This is a genomic window from Mesorhizobium sp. M0676, assembly GCF_040320535.1.
Taxonomy (GTDB): Bacteria; Pseudomonadota; Alphaproteobacteria; order Rhizobiales; family Rhizobiaceae; genus Mesorhizobium.
This window is the reverse complement of record NZ_JAMYPU010000003.1, coordinates 53,362-70,574: the sequence shown is the minus strand read 5'-3', so window position 1 is coordinate 70,574 and position 17,213 is coordinate 53,362. Positions and strand designations below refer to the sequence as shown.

The window sequence follows — 17,213 nt, the reverse complement described above, 5'->3', positions numbered from 1 at the left end:
ATGAAAAACGATCCTACATTCCCATATGAGTGGTCGGCTATCGGACGGAAAGTATCAACGTGACTAAACGGCGCTCTTCAATCGGTTTCCTCGGCATGTTCGGTCGCTCCGGCGATTTGCGGGAACTCGACACCGCGCTGCGCGGCGCCGATCTGCATCCGGCGCTTGTCCCTGAGGGGGTAAAGCTCACCATCGTCAATTTGATGAAGGATTATTGGCCGGACGAGCCGCCGCCGGACGCCTACCGGTCCGTGGCGCAGCTGTTTGGCTATTGCATCGCGGGCCCACAAACCTTCGAGCAGGCCAATGGGCCGGAGCGGCGGCTGGACGCTGAGCGCCGCATCGAGGCTGCGCTTGAAACCGGCGACAGCCTGGATGCCCAGATCGTGTTGATGGCGCTGCATGGCAAGCTGATCAGCGCCGAAGTGGTCGAGCGCTTTGGGTTAAGTGCGGACTGACCTACGTAAGGTGAAGCTTACCCGCCCATGCCGCTGCGTGGCAGCTTGATCATCTCGCCGAAGCGGGCGCGCAATTTGTCGTCGAGCAGCTTCGGCACATGGCGCGGGAAGCGCTCGGCAAGCACGCGCTTCTTTTCGATGATCGCCCGCTGCAAGATGTCGGGCCGGCCCTTCTCGTTCCATTCCTTGGGCGAAAAGCGGTCGCCGACGGCAGGATAGAAATACTCCGTCTGCATCAGGCGCAGCGTCTGCTCGTTGCCGAGATAGTGGCCTGGGCCATTCATGCAGACTTCGGTGATGGTGTCGATCGACAGCGCTTCGTCGGTCACTTCGATGCCGCGCACGCAGCGCAGGCAGTGGCCCAGCATGTCATTGTCAATGATCAGGCTCTCCAGGCAAAAGCCGAGCAGCGAGGCATGCATACCCGCCGATTCATAGACCAGATTGAGGCCGGCAAGACCGGCCATCACATCGGTGATGCCCTTTTCATAGCCGGACTGGATGTCGGGCAGTTTCGAATCCGTCATGCCGGCGGCCGAACCGCCCGGCAGATCGTAGAACTGCGCCATCTGCGCACAGGCCGAAGTCAACACTGCCTGCTCGGCCGAGCCGCCCGACATGGCGCCGGTCCTGAGGTCGGAGACGAACGGCCAGGTGCCGAAGATCGCCGGATGCCCGGGCTTGATGGCGTTGACGTAGATGAGGCCGACCAGCACTTCGGCCACCGCTTGCACCACAGCGCCGGCAATTGCCGCCGGAGCGGTGGCGCCGGCCTGGCCGGCCGATAGAAGCAGGATCGGAATGCCGCCTTCGACGCAGGCTTCGAGCACGCCGCAGGCGTCCTCGGCAAACTTCATCGGCGGTACGACGAAGCAGTTGGAGTTCGACACGAACGGCCGGGCGCGGAAATTCTCCTCGCCGCCGGCGATCGCATAAAGCATGTCCAGCGCCGGCTGCACGTTCTCGCGCACCGTGAAGGAGGTGCCGACATGCTTCGACGTCCCCATCACGCAGGCGTAGAGCGTGTTGAAGTCCATTTCGAGCGGATCGGGAATGTCGCGCGGCACCATCGGCCGCTGGAAGAAATGGATGTTGTCGAGCCCTTCGACGAGGCGGGCGGCGTCGTAAATGTCCTGCACCAGCGACTCGCGGTATTCGCGCTTTTCGACATCGACCAGATGCACCGCCGCACCCGCCGTGCCGTAATGCACGCGCTTGCCCTGGATCAGCATGTCATGCCTGGGGTCCTGGCCGTGCAGCGTAAAATTCCGCGCGGCTCGTCTGATCGTGTCCATCACAAGCCCGCGTGGGAAACGGACGCGGCCGTCATCGCCATAGACGGCGCCGACCCCGGTCAGCGCCTCGATGCAGGAGGGAATGGCATTGGCGAAGCCGACGGTCTCCAGCAGCGTCAGCACCGCTTCATGGATGCGCTCCTGGTCGTTCTGGTTGAGCGGCCCGTAGCTGCCGCCTTCGAGGCCGGCGCGCACCGGCCGGATATCGTCGGCAAGCGGTGCGGCGCGCATGGCGCGGCGCGCTTCGCGCCCGCCGGATCGTCGCGAACGCTGGTCGGCTGATGTATCTTTAGGAGCCGCATCCTTAAGAGCCGCATCCTGCTGCTCAACAGCCACTGACATGGGGGGACACTCCACCTTTAGCTTGCGAAACACGGCGCGGTGATTGGTCCACCGTCGGCTTGCTTCGTCCCTCTGTCAGCCGACTATGCCGTTGCCATTGGCCCAGCCTATGGGCCAGTCAACGCAGCCGAGTATGCCAGAGAGCTAATGCAGAATGTTGGTGATCATGCCAAGGGCCGGGGCTGTTCAAAGCTCCGGCACAGGCAAATCAGGCTGCCGCGGGCCTGCGTCCGGCCGCAGTCGCGAGCTCGCGAATACCCGGCTCGATGTGCTGCAGCGCGATCGAGGAAATGCCCAAGCGCATGAAACGCGAGGGCTTTTCGGTGCGATCGAAGAAGCGGTCGCCCGGCTCGATGATGACGCTGCGCGAGGCCGCGGCCTCGGCCAGTCCACGTGAATCGGTGCCGCGCGGGCCTTCCAGCCAGAGCGATGTGCCGCCGGCCGAATCGGTCGAGCGCCATTCCGGCAGGAATGCGGAAATCGCATGGACCAGACGCTTGCGCCGCTCGTCGAAGGCCGACGACAGCCGCCGCACCAGGGCTTCGTGATGGCCGAGCGACAGGAACAGCGCGACCGCGCGCTGGTTGTTGGCCGGCGGGTGCCTGAGCATGAAGCGACGCAGCGCCCTGAGCTCGGAGATTAGTCCAGCCGAAGCGACGATGTAGCCAAGCCGCAGGCCCGGAGCCAGCGTCTTCGACATCGAGCCGACATAGACGACGCGACCCGAGCGATCGAGGCTCTTCAGCGCCTGCTGCGGCGCCTCGTCGAGAAGCTGGCTGTCATAGCCGTCCTCGATGATGATCTGGTTGTGGCGGTTGGCGCGCGCCAGAAGGTCCTGCCGCCGCTCCGCCGACAGCGGCACCATGGTCGGGCAGTGGTGGCTGGGGGTGACGAAGACAAAGCCGGAATCGTTGGGAATGGACGAGGTGACGATGCCGGACTGATCGACCGGAACCGGCTGGATTTCGGCGCCTGCCAAGCGGAAGATCGAGCGCGCGTCGGGGTATCCCGGGTCTTCCATCGCGACCTTGGAGCCCTTTGTCATCAGCAGTGTCGCCAGCATATAGAGCGCGTTCTGGGCGCCCAGCGTGACGATGATCTCGTCCGGATTGGCGAAGATGCCGCGCCGCGGCAACAGCCGCGCCTGGATCTGCTCGATCAAGAGCGGATCGTCACGATCGACCATGTCGGAGGCCCAGTTGCGGATTTCGAGCACGGCCAGCGCCATGCGGTTGCACTCACGCCATTCGGCGGTCGGGAACAGCGCCGGGTCGAACTGGCCATAGACGAAGGGGTAGGACGACTTGATCCAGTTGTCGTGCTTGGCCGGCGGCGGCATGTCGCTGGCGGCGATCTGCCGGCGTGCCTTCCAGTCGATCTCGTTCTGCTGGTCGGGCGCCTTCTGGTGCGGCTTGGCCGGGGTGGCCAGCACATCCGGATTGACGAAATGGCCGCGCCGTTCACGCGCCACCAGGAAACCCTGATCGACCAATTGCTGGAACGCCAGCACCACAGTGCCGCGCGCGACGCCGAGTTTTTCAGCCAGGATGCGGCAGGACGGAAGCGGCATCGAAGCGGCAATCTGCCGGTCGAGAATGGCGGCGACGATCGCCTGACGGATCTGCGCCTGCAGGGTCTGGCCCGATTCCGCCGAAATCCGGAACAGGCCGGACCATATGGCCGTGTCGTTACGCTGTGGCATGGAAGGTGTTCCTCGATGGCCAGTCTTTTTTGCTTGGCTGGACCAGCGGAAGGTAACCGTGGCACAAGGGGTTGCGCCAATCAATTTTTCTGATCGCTGGGATTTATGCCAGTGATCTATGCGCGACGCGCAGCGTCGTCGCATCCCCGGGTGACGCTTGCGTCATCCCGCAGCGCGGACGCCCGCGCGACGCGCAGCGTCGTCGCGCCTCATTATCCCCAGCGCGATGCGAAGCGTCGTCGCTACTCCCATCACATCATCCAGCGCGACGCGCAGCGTCGTAGCTCCATCACATCGCACTATGCTGCACTGCGTCATCCCCACGCATTGAAACATGCGGAATTCGGCTCGATAACGTCACCCCGACGACACGCGCCGGAAACATCCGGTCTGATAAGATGTCGTGAAAAAACGATCAGGAGCCGGCAGTGGATCATTCCTCCTTCGACAAACAGCTTGTCGCCTTGCGTGCTGCGCGCGCGGCGGCATCGGGCACGATGCGCGAGGCTTTTGCCGCCGACCCCAAGCGCTTCGAGACATTTTCGGCCAGCGACGGCGACCTTTTGCTCGACTGGTCGAAATGCGCGGTCGACCAGCGCACGATGGAACTGCTCGAGAAGCTCGCCGCCGCCGCCGATCTCGAAGGTCGCCGGGCCGCAATGTTTTCCGGCAAGAAGATCAACATCACCGAGGATCGCGCCGTGCTGCACACGGCGCTACGGAACCTCTCGGGCAAGGGCGTCACGGTCGATGGCCAGGACGTCAAGGCGGATGTGCTGTCCGTGCTCGACGCCATGGGCGCCTTCGCCGATGCCATTCGCTCCGGCAAGGCCGCCGGCGCCACCGGCAAGAAAATCACCGACATCGTCAACATCGGCATTGGCGGCTCCGATCTCGGCCCGGCCATGGCGACGTTGGCGCTGGCGCCCTATCACGACGGCCCGCGCGCGCACTACGTCTCCAACATCGACGGCGCCCATATCCACGACACGCTGAAGGGCCTGTCGGCCGAAACCACCCTGTTCATCATCGCCTCGAAGACCTTCACCACGGTTGAGACGATGACCAATGCCGAGACGGCACGCGAATGGGTGCAGAAGGCGCTCGGCAAGGAAGCAGTCGGCAAGCATTTCGCCGCCGTCTCGACCGCGCTCGACCTGGTTTCCAAGTTCGGCATCGAAGCGGATCGCGTGTTCGGCTTCTGGGACTGGGTCGGCGGCCGCTATTCGCTGTGGGGCGCCATCGGCCTGCCGGTGATGATCGCCATCGGCCCGCGCAACTTCCGCGCCTTCCTCGATGGCGCGCATGAGATGGACGAGCACTTCCGCACCGCACCCCTGCAGAAGAACCTGCCTGCGCTGCTTGGGCTGGTCGGCTGGTGGCATCGCGTGATCTGCGGTTATCCGGCGCGTGCCGTCATCCCCTATGACCAGCGACTGTCCAGGTTGCCGGCCTATCTACAGCAGCTCGACATGGAATCGAACGGCAAGGGCGTCACCCTCGACGGCACGCCGGTGACGACGCCGACCGGACCGCTGGTCTGGGGCGAGCCCGGCACCAATGGCCAGCACGCCTTCTTCCAGCTGCTGCACCAGGGCACCGATTTCATCCCGGTCGAGTTCCTTGCCGCTGCCGTCGGCCATGAGCCTGATCTCAAGCACCAGCACGATCTACTGCTTGCCAATTGCCTGGCCCAATCGGAAGCGTTGATGAAGGGCCGCACGCTGGACGAGGCGCGCGCGCAGATGCTGGCCAAGGGCATGAAGCCGGCCGATGTCGACAGAATAGCCCCGCACCGCGTCTTCTCCGGCAACCGCCCATCGGTGACGATCCTCTACCGCAAGCTCGACCCGCGCACCTTCGGCCGGCTGATCGCGCTTTACGAGCACCGCGTCTTCGTCGAAGGCACTCTGTTCAACATCAATTCCTTCGACCAATGGGGCGTCGAGCTCGGCAAGGAGCTGGCGACCGGCCTGTTGCCAGTCGTGGAAGGCAAGGAGAGCGCCGCCAAGCGCGACGCATCGACGGCCGGGCTGGTGGCGCGCATCCAGCAACTGCGGGGGGCGCAATGAAAAATCCGGCCGACATCAAGGGCATATTGTTCGACAAGGACGGCACGCTTGTCGATTTCAACGCGACCTGGCTCGGCATCGCCGATTTCATGGCCATGGATGCTGCCGAGGGCGATCGCTGGAAAGCCGACAGGCTGCTTTCAGCGGCGGGCTTCGATTTTGTCGCCAAGCGTTTCAAGCCGGATTCCATCTTCGCCTCGGGCACCAACATGGATGTCGTCGAACTATGGTTCCCGCGCCTGTCCGACGAGGACCAGATGCTGGCCGTCGCCCGTTTCAACGAGATCACCTCGGTGCAAGGCTCATCGATGGCGGTGGCCTTGCCCGGCATCGTCGCGGCGCTGACGGCTCTGCACAAGCGATCCTACCGGCTCGGCGTCGCCACCAATGATTCGACTGCCGGTGCCGAAAAGACCATGGTCACGCTCGGCGTCGCGCAGCTGTTCACCGCGGCCTATGGCTATGACGCGGTCGCCAATCCGAAACCGGCGCCGGACACGATCGTCGCCTTTTGCGACCTGACCGGGCTGAGGCCGTCAGAGATCGCCATGGTCGGCGACAACCGCCACGACCTGGAGATGGCGCGTGCCGGCGGCTGCGGTCTGGCGGTCGGCGTGCTCTCCGGCACCGGCACGCGTGAATCGCTGTCGGCGATCGCCGATGTCGTTTTGGATTCGGTCGCCGATTTGCCAGACTTTCTCTCGGCGCGGGTCAAGGAGACGGTCTGACGGGGAGAAGGGCGGGGGCAAAACGAAAGTCAACCTGGGCCTTCCCGCCGATGGGTCGAGCGGACCACCAGGCCGACGATGCCGTCGCGATTTGCTATCTCCCAGCCAAATAGGGAAGGTCTGGGTAAAGCCGCGCTATAACTGCCCGCCGCATGGCTATGGCCAAGGGATCGTGGAAAATTTCCAGCGCCCGTTTTGCCTGATCGGTCGATAGCCATCCGTCGTCGAGACGCCAGCGGCGAAAAAACAGCCAATCGAGTTCGTACGACCGTCCGGCCTCTATGCTCTTTCGTGCTTGTTCGCTCGTGGTGTAGGCATGTTTTGCTGCCTTCAGCCCGTATTTGCCGAGCATCTCTTCGTACAATGCGGCACTTTTGGCCAGTACCGCTTCAACATCCTTGTCGGTGACTGTCGCAAGCCGATCCATTATCTCGCGGACGTCGCCCGGTACATCACTGGAGGCGCGTTCGACAGCGGCGGCGAACCGGTGGTCGGCTTCGAACTCCACGAACCACTCCCGGTGGTTGACGCGCCAGAAGATGGTTTCGGCAGCTTGGTCCATCCTCCATCCTCCATCGTCTATCAGCTCCAACGCGCGCAGGACGGGTTGGACGTCGGGGAAGACATAGGCAGGTCCTAGACCTCGGGCGGCATCGATATTAGGCCCTAGCCGCGGCGGTGTGCCGTTCGCTGGGATGATTGTCCAGGTTCCGCCTAGGGGGGCGAGCACGCTGCCGTCCGCAAGCCGATATTCCAGCCCACCTCTTTGATCGGCCAACTGAACGACTGCGACACATATATCATCCCAACGCGGAAGGATGTCGGGCAATTTGGGATCTTTCAGCGGTATGGCGCCCCACTCGGTTTCTTCCGCATGTCCAAGAGCCGCCAATGCCTCGCAACTGATTTCGTAGGCAGTCACAAACCCGTGCTGCCAGTTCTTGCCATCAATCGTGTACGTCTGGTTCCGTGACATATACTCGGCTGCGAGGGTCGCCCAATCTGAAGGCAGGCTGTCTTTGGTCATCGGACTTTCTTCCGTCGTGATGGCGAGCTGTTCTTCTTTGCTACCTCTCGGACAAATAGGGCAGGTCTGGGTAAAGCTGCCCCATCACTGTGCGCCGCATTGCCATCGCCAAGGGATCGTGGAAAATTTCCAGCGCCCGCTTTGCCTGGTCGGCAGATAACCATCCGTCGCCAAGACGCCACCGGCGAAAGAACAACCAATCGAGATCGTGCCGACGACCGGACTCGAGACTCCTTCGTGCCTGTTCATTCGTGGTGAAGACGTGGATTTTTGCGTTCGGCCCGTATTGGCTGCGCAGCTCTTGATACCGTGCTGCATTTTTAGCCAAGGTCGTATCGATATCCTTGTCGGTCACTGTCGAGAGTCGATCCAACTCCTCGCGGACATCGTCAGGAATATCGGCGCAGGCGCGCTCGGCAGCGGCGGAGAACCTGCGGTCAGCTTGAAAATCCACAGCCCATCCCGGAGGATGACCGGCTCGCCAGAAGATGGTTTCGGCAGCTTTCGTCCATCCTGCATCGCTTGTCAGCCCTAGCGCCAGCAGGACGGATTGGACGTCGGGGAGAGCATAAGCGAGCCCAAGGCCTTGGGCACCAGCGATATTGGGCGTCGGCGGCGACCATCTCTCTGCGGGTGCGACGATTGTCAGGGGCCGACTCAGCGGAACCCCAAGGTACAAGCTCCCATCCATAAGCCGAAGTTGCAGTGCCCCTCTTTGGTCGGCCAATTTGACGACAGCCACGCATACATCGTCCCAACGTGGAAGATCGTCGGGTAATTTTGAGTTCTTCAGCGGTATTGCGCCCCATTCGGTTTCGTCGGCGTATCCGAGAGCCACTAAAGCCTCGCAGCTCATCTGGTATGCGCTGGTGAATGTGTGCTCCCAAGCCGCGTCGTCAAAGCACTGCTGATTTCGCGACATATATTCGGCTGCAGCGGTGGCCCAACCTGGAGGCAGGCTGTCCTCGGTCATCGAACTTTCTTCCGTCATAATGGCGAGTTGTTGTTCTTCAACAATGCTGTGGAGCAAAGCTGTTTCGTCTGCAATGGGTCGAACTCGGCCACTCAGCGATAGGCTTTGTCGCGTCAGCGCTCTTCCGCCTCGAACCAAAACACCCCGCTCGGCCTCGTCGCAGCCCCCTTTGCGTCGCCGAAATCCGGCACCTGATATTCGGCGAGCAATCGTAGCCGCGACAGCGGCAGATCGGCGCGGCGGGGATCGCCGACCAGCACCTCGATGCCGGCTGCCAGGCAGCGGTCGAGGAACGGGATCACCCGCAGAGCAACCTCGCGGCCGTAGAACACGTCGCCGGCAAGCACGAGGTCGACGGCCGGCGGCGGGCCTGTGGTGATGTCCTTGTCGACAATGGTGATCTCGACGCCGTTGGCCGCGGCATTGATGCCGATCGCGGCGACGCCGTTGCGGTCGATCTCGGCCGCGATCACCGCGCTGGCGCCGGCCTTGGCGGCGGCGATGCCGACAAGGCCCGAGCCGGCGCCGAGGTCGAGCACGCGGCGGCCGGCCACGCTTTGCGGATGGTCGAGTATATAGCGCGCAAGCACGGCGCCGCCGGCCCAGGCATAGGCCCAGTAGGGCGGCTGCGGCTCAGCTTCGTGCTCCTTGGTTTGGCTGCCGTCTTCCGGTCCATGAACTCGCCACTCGACAAGCCGCCTCAGGCCGCTGCCGGAATGAGCCGTATAGAGCTGGATTTCACGAAGGGCGGGAACGGGCGCAAGCCGCAGGTTCGCCTTGATGAACACTACTGCATCGGGACGCCGACTATCGTCCGCCATCCCGCCGTCGCCAGGCTCGCCGTTCAAACTATTCCCGCAGCGCCCGGCGCAAAATCTTGCCCACCGGCGTCTTCGGCAGCTCGGTCCTGAACTCGATGTATTTGGGTCGCTTGTAGCCGGTCAGGTTCTCGCGGCAATAGGCGGTCAGTGCCTCGACGGTCAGCGCCGGGTCCTTCTTGACCACGAACAGCTTCGGCACCTCGCCCGAATGCTCGTCCGGCACGCCGACCGCCGCCACTTCGAGCACGCCCGGATGCTGGGCGACGACTTCCTCGAGTTCGTTGGGATAGACGTTGAAGCCGGAGACCAGGATCATGTCCTTCTTGCGGTCGACGATCTTGGTGTAGCCGCGCTCGTCCATGAAGCCCATGTCGCCGGATTTGAAGAAGCCGTCCTTGGTCATCACCTTGGCGGTCTCGTCCGGCCGGTTCCAGTAACCGGCCATGACCTGCGGCCCGCGAATGCAGATCTCGCCGACCTCGCCGAGCGGCAGGTTGTTGCCGTCATCGTCGCGGATGACGATCTCGGTCGACGGCAGCGGCAGGCCGATCGTGCCGGTGAAATTGCTGTCGCTGAACTTGTTGGCGGTCGCCACCGGCGAGGTCTCCGACAGCCCGTAGCCCTCGGTGATCGAATTGCCGGTCAGCGCCTTCCAGCGCTCGGCAACCCCCTTCTGCACCGCCATGCCACCACCCAGCGTCATGATCAGCGGCTTGAAGTCGAGCTTGCGGAAATCCTCGTTGTTGAGCAGCGCGTTGAACAGCGTGTTGAGGCCGGGGAAAATGTGCATCGGGTATTTCTGCAGCTCCTTGACGAAGCCGGGAATGTCGCGCGGGTTGGGAACGAGCACGTTCTGGGCGCCCTGCTGCATGCCCATCAGCGCGTTCACCGTCAGCGCGAAGATATGGTAGAGCGGCAGTGCGCAAATGAAGTTGAGATGCGCCGGTTTCGGCTTGATCGCATAGGCGTCCTGCAGCCACAGCGTGTTCTGCGCGACATTGGACAGCACATTGGAGTGCAGCAGCACAGCACCTTTGGAAATCCCCGTGGTGCCGCCTGTATATTGCAGGAAGGCGACGTCGCTGGCTTCCATCTTGGCCGGCTTGAAGGCGATGCCGGCGCCGGCCTTCACCGCCGCATTGAATTTGACATGGCCGGGCAGCGACCAGGCCGGCACCATCTTTTTCACCCGGCGCACGACCAGGTTGACGATCGTGCCCTTGAGGCCGCCGAGCATGTCGCCCATCGCCGCGACCACCACATGCTTGACCGCCGTCCTGGCAATCACCGCGTCCAGGGTGCTGGCGAAATTCTCCAGAATGACGATCGCCTGCGCGCCGGAATCCTTGAGCTGATGTTCGAGCTCGCGCGGCGTGTAGAGCGGATTGATGTTCACCACGACATAGCCGGCGCGAAGCACGGCCATCATCGCCACCGGATATTGCAGCACATTCGGCATCATCAGCGCCACGCGTGCGCCCTTCTGCAGGCCCTTCAATTGCAAATAGGCGCCGAAGGCGGCCGATTGCCGCTCGAGTTCGGCATAGGAGATCGACTTGCCCATGCAGACGTATGCCGGCTGGCCGGAAAACTGCTTGCAGGCGCCGACGAGGAAGTCGCCGATCGAACTGTAGGGCAGGGCGCCGATCTCCGCCGGCACGACTTTCGAATAGCTTTTTAGCCATGGCTTTTCCGGCAAGCCCGCGGCAAGCGCCGTCAGCGTATTCGGCAGTTTTTTGGCCACGCCCGTCGACGGCTTCGAGGCGGGCTTCGCCGCGGCTGTCTTGGCGGCTGGCGGCTGGGCGGGCTTTGCAGCGGGTGCTGTCTTCGCAGCGCGGTTGACCGCAGGTTTCGCTGCCGGCTTGGCGCTTGCCTTCGCCGGCGTCGAGGTTGCCGTTGGCTTGACGGCGGGAGTGGCTTTGGCCGGTGGCGCTTTCGACTTGGCGGCAGCGGCGGCCGGTTTTGAAGCTTTCGCCGCTTTTGCTTTCGCCGGGGCCGTTGACTTTGTTGCTTTCGCCACCTCTAGCCTCCCTAAGTCGTTCTGTTGCCTGCTCCATGCTGCGCCGCCTCGATGTGGTGAGGCGTCCTCCGCTGCAGCGATGTCGCGGATCCCGGAAAATCCAGCGTGTCATCTATCTATTGCGACTATCGGCGGCCGTGCAAGTCTTGCCCCAGCGGCAGGACGGCAAAGATTTGCCGTCGAAATCCTTCCCGCGACGCCGGCTCGGCAATGCCGTCCTGTCATCTCGGTGGCGAAACCCAGGCTTGTGGATTTTTGGCTTACGATTGCTGCGATCAATGAAAAAATGCGGTCGTTAACAATCCCGTGATTAGCAGATTTTGCTATTTGTTTCTGCAGTTCGTCAAAGACCGAGAAATATTTTCTGCTTACGGTGGGGTAGGCAAACAGGGTGTTCCAAAGCCGGAAAAACGGTGCTTATATGCGCGCTTCGCGAGCCTATAGAGGGGCTTGGAAGAACATCAGGGAGTGCTCAATGAAAAAGAAACTGACTTTTGCAGCCGCGTTGCTGGCTGCAAGCGTCCTCGGCGGTGTGGCCAATGCCAAGACGCTGGTCTATTGCTCGGAGGCCTCGCCGGCCAACTTCGACCCGGGTACCACGACGGGCGGCAACGACTTCGACGCCTCGTCGCGCACCGTCTATTCGCGCCTGGTCGAGTTCAAGCATGGCGGCACCGAAGTTGTGCCCGGTCTCGCCGACAAATGGGAGATTTCGGACGACGGTCTGGTCTATACTTTCCACCTGCATCCGGGCGTGAAGTTCCAGACGACGGATTTCTTCAAGCCGACGCGTGATTTCAATGCCGACGACGTCGTCTTTTCGTTCGATCGCCAGTTCAACAAGGAAAACCCCTGGAACGGCGAGAAGTACCTGCCGAACCTGACCTGGGACTACTACACCGGCATGGACATGCCGAAATACGTCGCCAAGTGGGAAAAGGTCGATGACCTGACCGTGAAGCTGACGCTGACCGAGCCGAACGCGCCGATGCTGGCCAATCTCGGCATGGACTTCGCCTCGATCGTGTCGAAGGAATATGCCGACCAGCTGGAAAAAGACGGCAAGATGGCCGACTTCTCGACCAAGCCGGTCGGTACAGGTCCGTTCCAGTTCGTCGACTACCAGCTGGATTCGGTCATCCGCTATGCGGCCAACCCGGACTACTTTAAGGGCAAGGAAAAGATCGACGATCTCGTCTTCGCGATCACGCCTGACGCCACCGCCCGCATCCAGAAGGTGCTCGCCGGCGAATGCGATATCGCGCCCTATCCGAATCCTGCCGACATCGGCACGATCAAGGCCAACGCCGACGTGACCCTGATGGATCAGGCTGGCCTCAACATCGGCTATATGAGCTACAACACCACCATCCCGCCGCTCGACAAGCCTGAAGTGCGCCATGCGCTCAACCAGGCGATCGATCGGGAATCGCTCATCAAGTCGCTGTTCCAGGACGCCGGCGCCACGCCGGCCGTAAACCTGATCCCGCCGACCATGTGGTCGTGGAACAAGGACGTGAAGTCCGACGCCTATGATCCGGAAGCAGCCAAGAAGGTGCTGGCCGATGCCGGATTGAAGGAGATCCAGCTTTGGGCCTCCGACCGCGTCCGTCCCTACAACCCGAACTTCCAGCGCGCCGCGGAACTGATCCAGGCTGACTGGGCCAAGGTCGGCGTCAAGGCGGAGATCGTCAGCTACGAGTGGACGAAGTACCGCGAAGAAGGCAAGAAGAAGGAGCGCCCGGGCGCCTTCCAGATCGGCTGGACCGGTGACAATGGCGATCCGGACAATTTCTTCGCCACGCTGTTCGCCTGCTCGGCCATCGGCGTGTCGAACTACTCCAGCTGGTGCGACAAGGACTTCGAGGATCTGATCCAGAAGGCCAAGAAGACCAGCGACCAGGCCGAACGCACCAAGCTCTATGAAGAGGCGCAGGTTGTCTTCCAGAAGCAGGCTCCGGCCTTCCTCATGGCACACAGCCAAGTCTACGCAGTCGTGCGCAAGAATGTCAGCGGCTTCATGATGGACCCGCTCGGCATTCATCGCTTCGACGGCGTCGACAAGGCCGAATAGAACTGTTAGGCGGGCGGCGCGCAATCAGGCGCCGCCCGCTTTTCAAGATGCTCCGATATCTCCTAAACAAAATCGTCTTGGTGCTGCCGACGCTGATCGGCATCACCATCTGCGCCTTCGCTTTCGTCAGGCTGCTGCCCGGCGATCCCATTCTTGCCATGGCCGGCGAGCATGGCGTGTCGCCCGAGCGTTACGCGGAACTGAAGGAACAGTTCGGCTACAATTTGCCGATCTGGCAGCAATACGCGCATTATGTCCGCGATGCCGCGACCGGTAATTTCGGCGTGTCGATTTCGTCCAAGCGGCCGGTCATCGAAGATTTCATGACGCTCTTCCCGGCAACCATCGAGCTCTCAGTCTTCGCCATGATCTTCGCCATGGTGCTGGCCATCCCGGCCGGCATCATTGCTGCGGTCAAACGCGGCTCCTGGTTCGACCAGGGGCTTATGGGCACCGCCCTCGTCGGCTATTCCATGCCGATCTTCTGGTGGGGCCTGCTGCTGATCATCTTTTTCTCCGGCTATCTCGGCTGGACCCCGGTTTCAGGCCGCATCGGCCTTCAGTTCTTTATCAAGCCGATCACCGGCTTCCTGACCCTCGACAGCCTGCTCTACGGCAAGTGGGATGCTTTCCGCTCGGCATTGAGTCACCTGGTGCTGCCGACAATTGTGCTCGGCACCATCCCGCTGGCGGTGATCGCGCGCCAGACGCGCTCGGCCATGCTCGAAGTGCTGGGCGAAGACTATGTGCGGACCGCCCGCGCCAAGGGCCTGTCGTCGTCCCGCGTCATCGGCGTGCATGCGCTGCGCAATGCGCTGATCCCGGTGGTCACCACCATCGGCCTGCAGGTCAGTACCCTGCTCGCCGGCGCCATTCTCACAGAAACCATCTTCGCCTGGCCGGGCATCGGCAAGTGGATGGTCGAATCCATATCCAAGCGCGACTATGTCGTCGTGCAGTCAGGCTTGCTGTTGATCGCCCTTATCGTCATGGCGGTGAACCTGATTGTCGACGTGCTTTATGCCGTCATCAACCCGCGCATCAGGGCGGCGTGATGAGCCAGTCGACCGAAATCGCCCCGATGGCCGCCGGCAACCCTGACCGTCTGACCGGCTTCAGGACCTTCTGGCACTATTTCTCGGTAAACCGCGGCGCCGTCATCGGCCTGTTCGTCTTCATCCTTTTGGTGCTGGCCGCGCTCTTTGCACCGCTGCTGGCACCCTATGCGCCCGACATCCAGGACAAGACAGCTTTCCTGCGTCCGCCGGCCTGGCAGGCAGGCGGCAGCATGGAATATCTGCTTGGCACCGACGCCGTCGGCCGCGACATGCTCTCGCGCCTGCTCTATGGCGCGCGTTTCTCGCTGCTCATCGGCGCCGTCGTGGTCACGCTGGCGCTTGTCGGCGGCATCACGCTGGGCCTTTTGGCCGGCTATTTCCGGGGCTGGGTCGACGTGGCGATCATGCGGGTCATGGATCTGATCCTGTCCTTCCCGTCGCTGCTCTTGGCGCTGGTTCTGGTCACCATCCTCGGCCCCGGCCTGTTCAACGCCATGCTGGCCATCGCGCTTGTCCTGCAACCCCACTTTGCCCGTCTGGTGCGCGCTGCCGTCATGGCCGAAAAGAGCCGCGAATATGTGGTCGCCGCCAAGGTCGCCGGCGCCGGCCATATAAGGCTTATGCTGCGCACCATCCTGCCCAACTGCCTGGCGCCGCTGATCGTCCAGGGCACGCTGTCCTTCTCCAACGCCATCCTGGAGGCGGCCGCTCTCGGCTTTCTCGGCCTTGGCGCCCAGCCGCCGACACCGGAATGGGGAACCATGCTCGCCTCGGCGCGTGAATTCATCCTGCGCGCCTGGTGGGTGGTGACCTTCCCCGGTCTGGCCATCCTCATCACCGTGCTTGCCATCAACCTGATCGGCGACGGTCTGCGCGATGCGCTCGATCCGAAGCTGAGGAGGTCGTAATGGCGCTGCTCGACATCCGCAATCTCGTCGTCGAGTTCCAGACCGCATCCGGCCCGTTCCGCGCGGTCGATGGCGTCTCGCTCCATGTGAACGAACGTGAAGTGCTGGCCATCGTCGGCGAATCCGGCTCCGGCAAGTCGGTGTCGATGCTGGCTGTGATGGGGCTGTTGCCGTGGACGGCGACGGTCACTGCCGACGAGATGAGCTTCAACGGCCGCGATCTCCTGAAGATGAGCCCGGCCGACCGGCGCAAGATCGTCGGCAAGGACATGTCGATGATCTTCCAGGAGCCGATGGCCAGTCTCAATCCGTGCTTCACCGTCGGCTTTCAGATCGAGGAGGTGCTGCGCTTCCATATGGGCATGGACAAGGCCCAGCGTCGCGAGCGCGCCATCGAATTGCTGACGCAGGTCGGCATTGCCGAGCCGGCCGAACGGCTGAACTCGTTTCCGCACCAGATGTCGGGCGGCCAGTGCCAGCGCGTGATGATCGCCATCGCCATCGCCTGCAATCCGAAGCTTCTGATCGCCGACGAGCCGACCACCGCGCTCGACGTCACCATCCAGAAGCAGATCCTCGACCTGCTCGTGTCGCTGCAGGTTAAATACGGCATGGGCCTGATCATGATCACCCACAATATGGGCGTGGTCGCCGAGACGGCCGACCGCGTCATCGTCCAGTACAAGGGCCGCAAGATGGAAGAGGCCGACGTGCTGTCGCTGTTTGAATCGCCGAAGAGCAATTACACCCGCGCGCTGTTGTCGGCGCTGCCGGATAATGCCGTCGGCGACCGGCTGCCGACCGTCTCGGACATGCTGTTCGAACCAGCTGCCGGGGGCGTCTGATGAGCATCAAGGTCGTCGAAGGCAAGGACATCGTGCGCGACTATCACGTCGGCGGCGGCCTGTTTCGCGGCGCGCGCACCTTGCATGCGGTCAAGGGCGTCTCGTTCAGCGTCGACAAGGGCAAGACGCTGGCCATCGTCGGTGAATCGGGCTGCGGCAAGTCAACGCTGGCGCGCATCATCACGCTGATCGATCCGGCAACGTCGGGCGAACTGTTCATCGACGGCAACAAGGTCGACATCGCAAGGAACGGCCTGACCAGGGAGATGCGCCGCAAGGTGCAGATCGTCTTCCAGAACCCTTACGGATCGCTCAATCCGCGCCAAAAGATCGGCGATGTGCTGGGCGAGCCGCTGCTCATCAACACCGACAAGCCGGCCGAAGAGCGGCGCGACCTCGCCATGAGGATGCTGAAGAAAGTCGGCCTCGGAACCGAGCACTACAATCGCTATCCTCACATGTTCTCGGGCGGCCAGCGCCAGCGCATCGCCATTGCCCGCGCGCTGATGCTGAACCCGAGCCTGCTGGTGCTTGACGAACCGGTCTCCGCGCTCGATCTTTCGGTGCAGGCGCAGGTGCTCAACCTGCTCGCCGACCTGCAGGACGAATTCCAGCTGACCTATGTCTTCATCAGCCACGATCTGTCGGTCGTGCGCTACATCGCCGACGATGTGATGGTGATGTATTTCGGCGAAGCCGTCGAATACGGCTCGCGCGAGGAGGTCTTCGCCGACCCCAAGCACAACTACACCAGGACGCTGTTCGCCGCGACGCCGCGCGCCGACGTCGCCTCGATCAAGGCGCGGCTGGCGAAGAAGAAGGCCGCCTGACCTCTCACCGAGAATTGTTTTTGAACAATCGGAAATGCGTCGCGGCGGTGGTTTGCCGGC

General features: G+C 62.6%; 14 protein-coding genes. 8 read left to right on the top strand and 6 right to left on the bottom strand.

The features are described 5' to 3' along the window. Positions 1-59 precede the first annotated feature (59 nt). The gene (locus NKI35_RS04315) at positions 60-458 is read left to right on the top strand and encodes a hypothetical protein (protein ID WP_023725813.1); all 399 of its coding nucleotides are present in this window, start codon (positions 60-62) and stop codon (positions 456-458) included. Between the two features lie 17 nt (positions 459-475). Here NKI35_RS04315 and NKI35_RS04310 read toward each other — a convergent pair whose 3' ends face one another. Further along, positions 476-2,095: a trimethylamine methyltransferase family protein gene (locus NKI35_RS04310; RefSeq protein ID WP_023732476.1), complete on the bottom strand. Its 1,620-nt coding sequence runs from the start codon at positions 2,093-2,095 to the stop codon at positions 476-478. Between the two features lie 208 nt (positions 2,096-2,303). Then, positions 2,304-3,797 (bottom strand): MocR-like pyridoxine biosynthesis transcription factor PdxR, encoded by a 1,494-nt coding sequence (pdxR, locus tag NKI35_RS04305; protein WP_023669484.1) that lies wholly within the window; start codon positions 3,795-3,797, stop codon positions 2,304-2,306. A gap of 428 nt (positions 3,798-4,225) precedes the next feature. Here pdxR and pgi point away from each other — a divergent pair, with 428 nt between their 5' ends. Both pgi and NKI35_RS04295 read left to right on the top strand, forming a co-directional pair. Continuing rightward, a complete protein-coding gene (gene pgi, locus NKI35_RS04300) occupies positions 4,226-5,869 on the top strand; it encodes a glucose-6-phosphate isomerase (protein WP_023746665.1) in 1,644 nt (547 codons plus the stop codon). Next, positions 5,866-6,597 carry an HAD family hydrolase gene (locus NKI35_RS04295; protein ID WP_023703515.1) on the top strand — a complete coding sequence of 244 codons (732 nt, stop codon included), beginning with the start codon at positions 5,866-5,868 and terminating at the stop codon, positions 6,595-6,597. The genes pgi and NKI35_RS04295 overlap by 4 nt, the downstream gene beginning before the upstream one ends. Before the next feature lie 94 nt (positions 6,598-6,691). On the opposite strand, the gene NKI35_RS04290 is transcribed toward NKI35_RS04295, so the two are convergent. The 4 genes from NKI35_RS04290 to NKI35_RS04275 are packed head-to-tail and all read right to left on the bottom strand — an operon-like array spanning position 6,692 to position 11,438. Next, a complete protein-coding gene (locus NKI35_RS04290; RefSeq protein WP_352738734.1) occupies positions 6,692-7,624 on the bottom strand; it encodes a hypothetical protein in 933 nt (310 codons plus the stop codon). 40 nt (positions 7,625-7,664) lie between these two features. Then, positions 7,665-8,654, bottom strand: coding sequence for a hypothetical protein (locus NKI35_RS04285; protein WP_352738732.1), 990 nt, complete (start codon positions 8,652-8,654; stop codon positions 7,665-7,667). A gap of 56 nt (positions 8,655-8,710) precedes the next feature. Continuing rightward, the gene (locus NKI35_RS04280) at positions 8,711-9,418 is read right to left on the bottom strand and encodes a class I SAM-dependent methyltransferase (protein ID WP_352738730.1); all 708 of its coding nucleotides are present in this window, start codon (positions 9,416-9,418) and stop codon (positions 8,711-8,713) included. A gap of 28 nt (positions 9,419-9,446) precedes the next feature. After that, the gene (locus NKI35_RS04275; RefSeq protein WP_352738728.1) at positions 9,447-11,438 is read right to left on the bottom strand and encodes a long-chain fatty acid--CoA ligase; all 1,992 of its coding nucleotides are present in this window, start codon (positions 11,436-11,438) and stop codon (positions 9,447-9,449) included. Between the two features lie 475 nt (positions 11,439-11,913). On the opposite strand from NKI35_RS04275, the gene NKI35_RS04270 reads away from it, so the two are divergent. Genes NKI35_RS04270 through NKI35_RS04250 form a run of 5 tightly spaced genes read left to right on the top strand, consistent with a single transcriptional unit; the run spans position 11,914 to position 17,153 of the window. Next, positions 11,914-13,512, top strand: coding sequence for an ABC transporter substrate-binding protein (locus NKI35_RS04270; protein WP_023669491.1), 1,599 nt, complete (start codon positions 11,914-11,916; stop codon positions 13,510-13,512). 47 nt (positions 13,513-13,559) lie between these two features. After that, complete coding sequence (locus NKI35_RS04265; protein ID WP_023669492.1) at positions 13,560-14,567, top strand: ABC transporter permease subunit; 1,008 nt, start codon at positions 13,560-13,562, stop codon at positions 14,565-14,567. A 26-nt stretch (positions 14,568-14,593) separates the two neighbouring features. After that, complete coding sequence (locus NKI35_RS04260; protein ID WP_050485757.1) at positions 14,594-15,478, top strand: ABC transporter permease subunit; 885 nt, start codon at positions 14,594-14,596, stop codon at positions 15,476-15,478. Then, entirely contained in the window at positions 15,478-16,323 is an 846-nt protein-coding gene (locus NKI35_RS04255; protein ID WP_023696764.1) for an ABC transporter ATP-binding protein, read from the top strand. Before NKI35_RS04260 ends, NKI35_RS04255 begins: the two co-directional genes overlap by 1 nt. Further along, the gene (locus NKI35_RS04250) at positions 16,323-17,153 is read left to right on the top strand and encodes a dipeptide ABC transporter ATP-binding protein (RefSeq protein ID WP_023669495.1); all 831 of its coding nucleotides are present in this window, start codon (positions 16,323-16,325) and stop codon (positions 17,151-17,153) included. Before NKI35_RS04255 ends, NKI35_RS04250 begins: the two co-directional genes overlap by 1 nt. Positions 17,154-17,213: the final 60 nt, after the last annotated feature.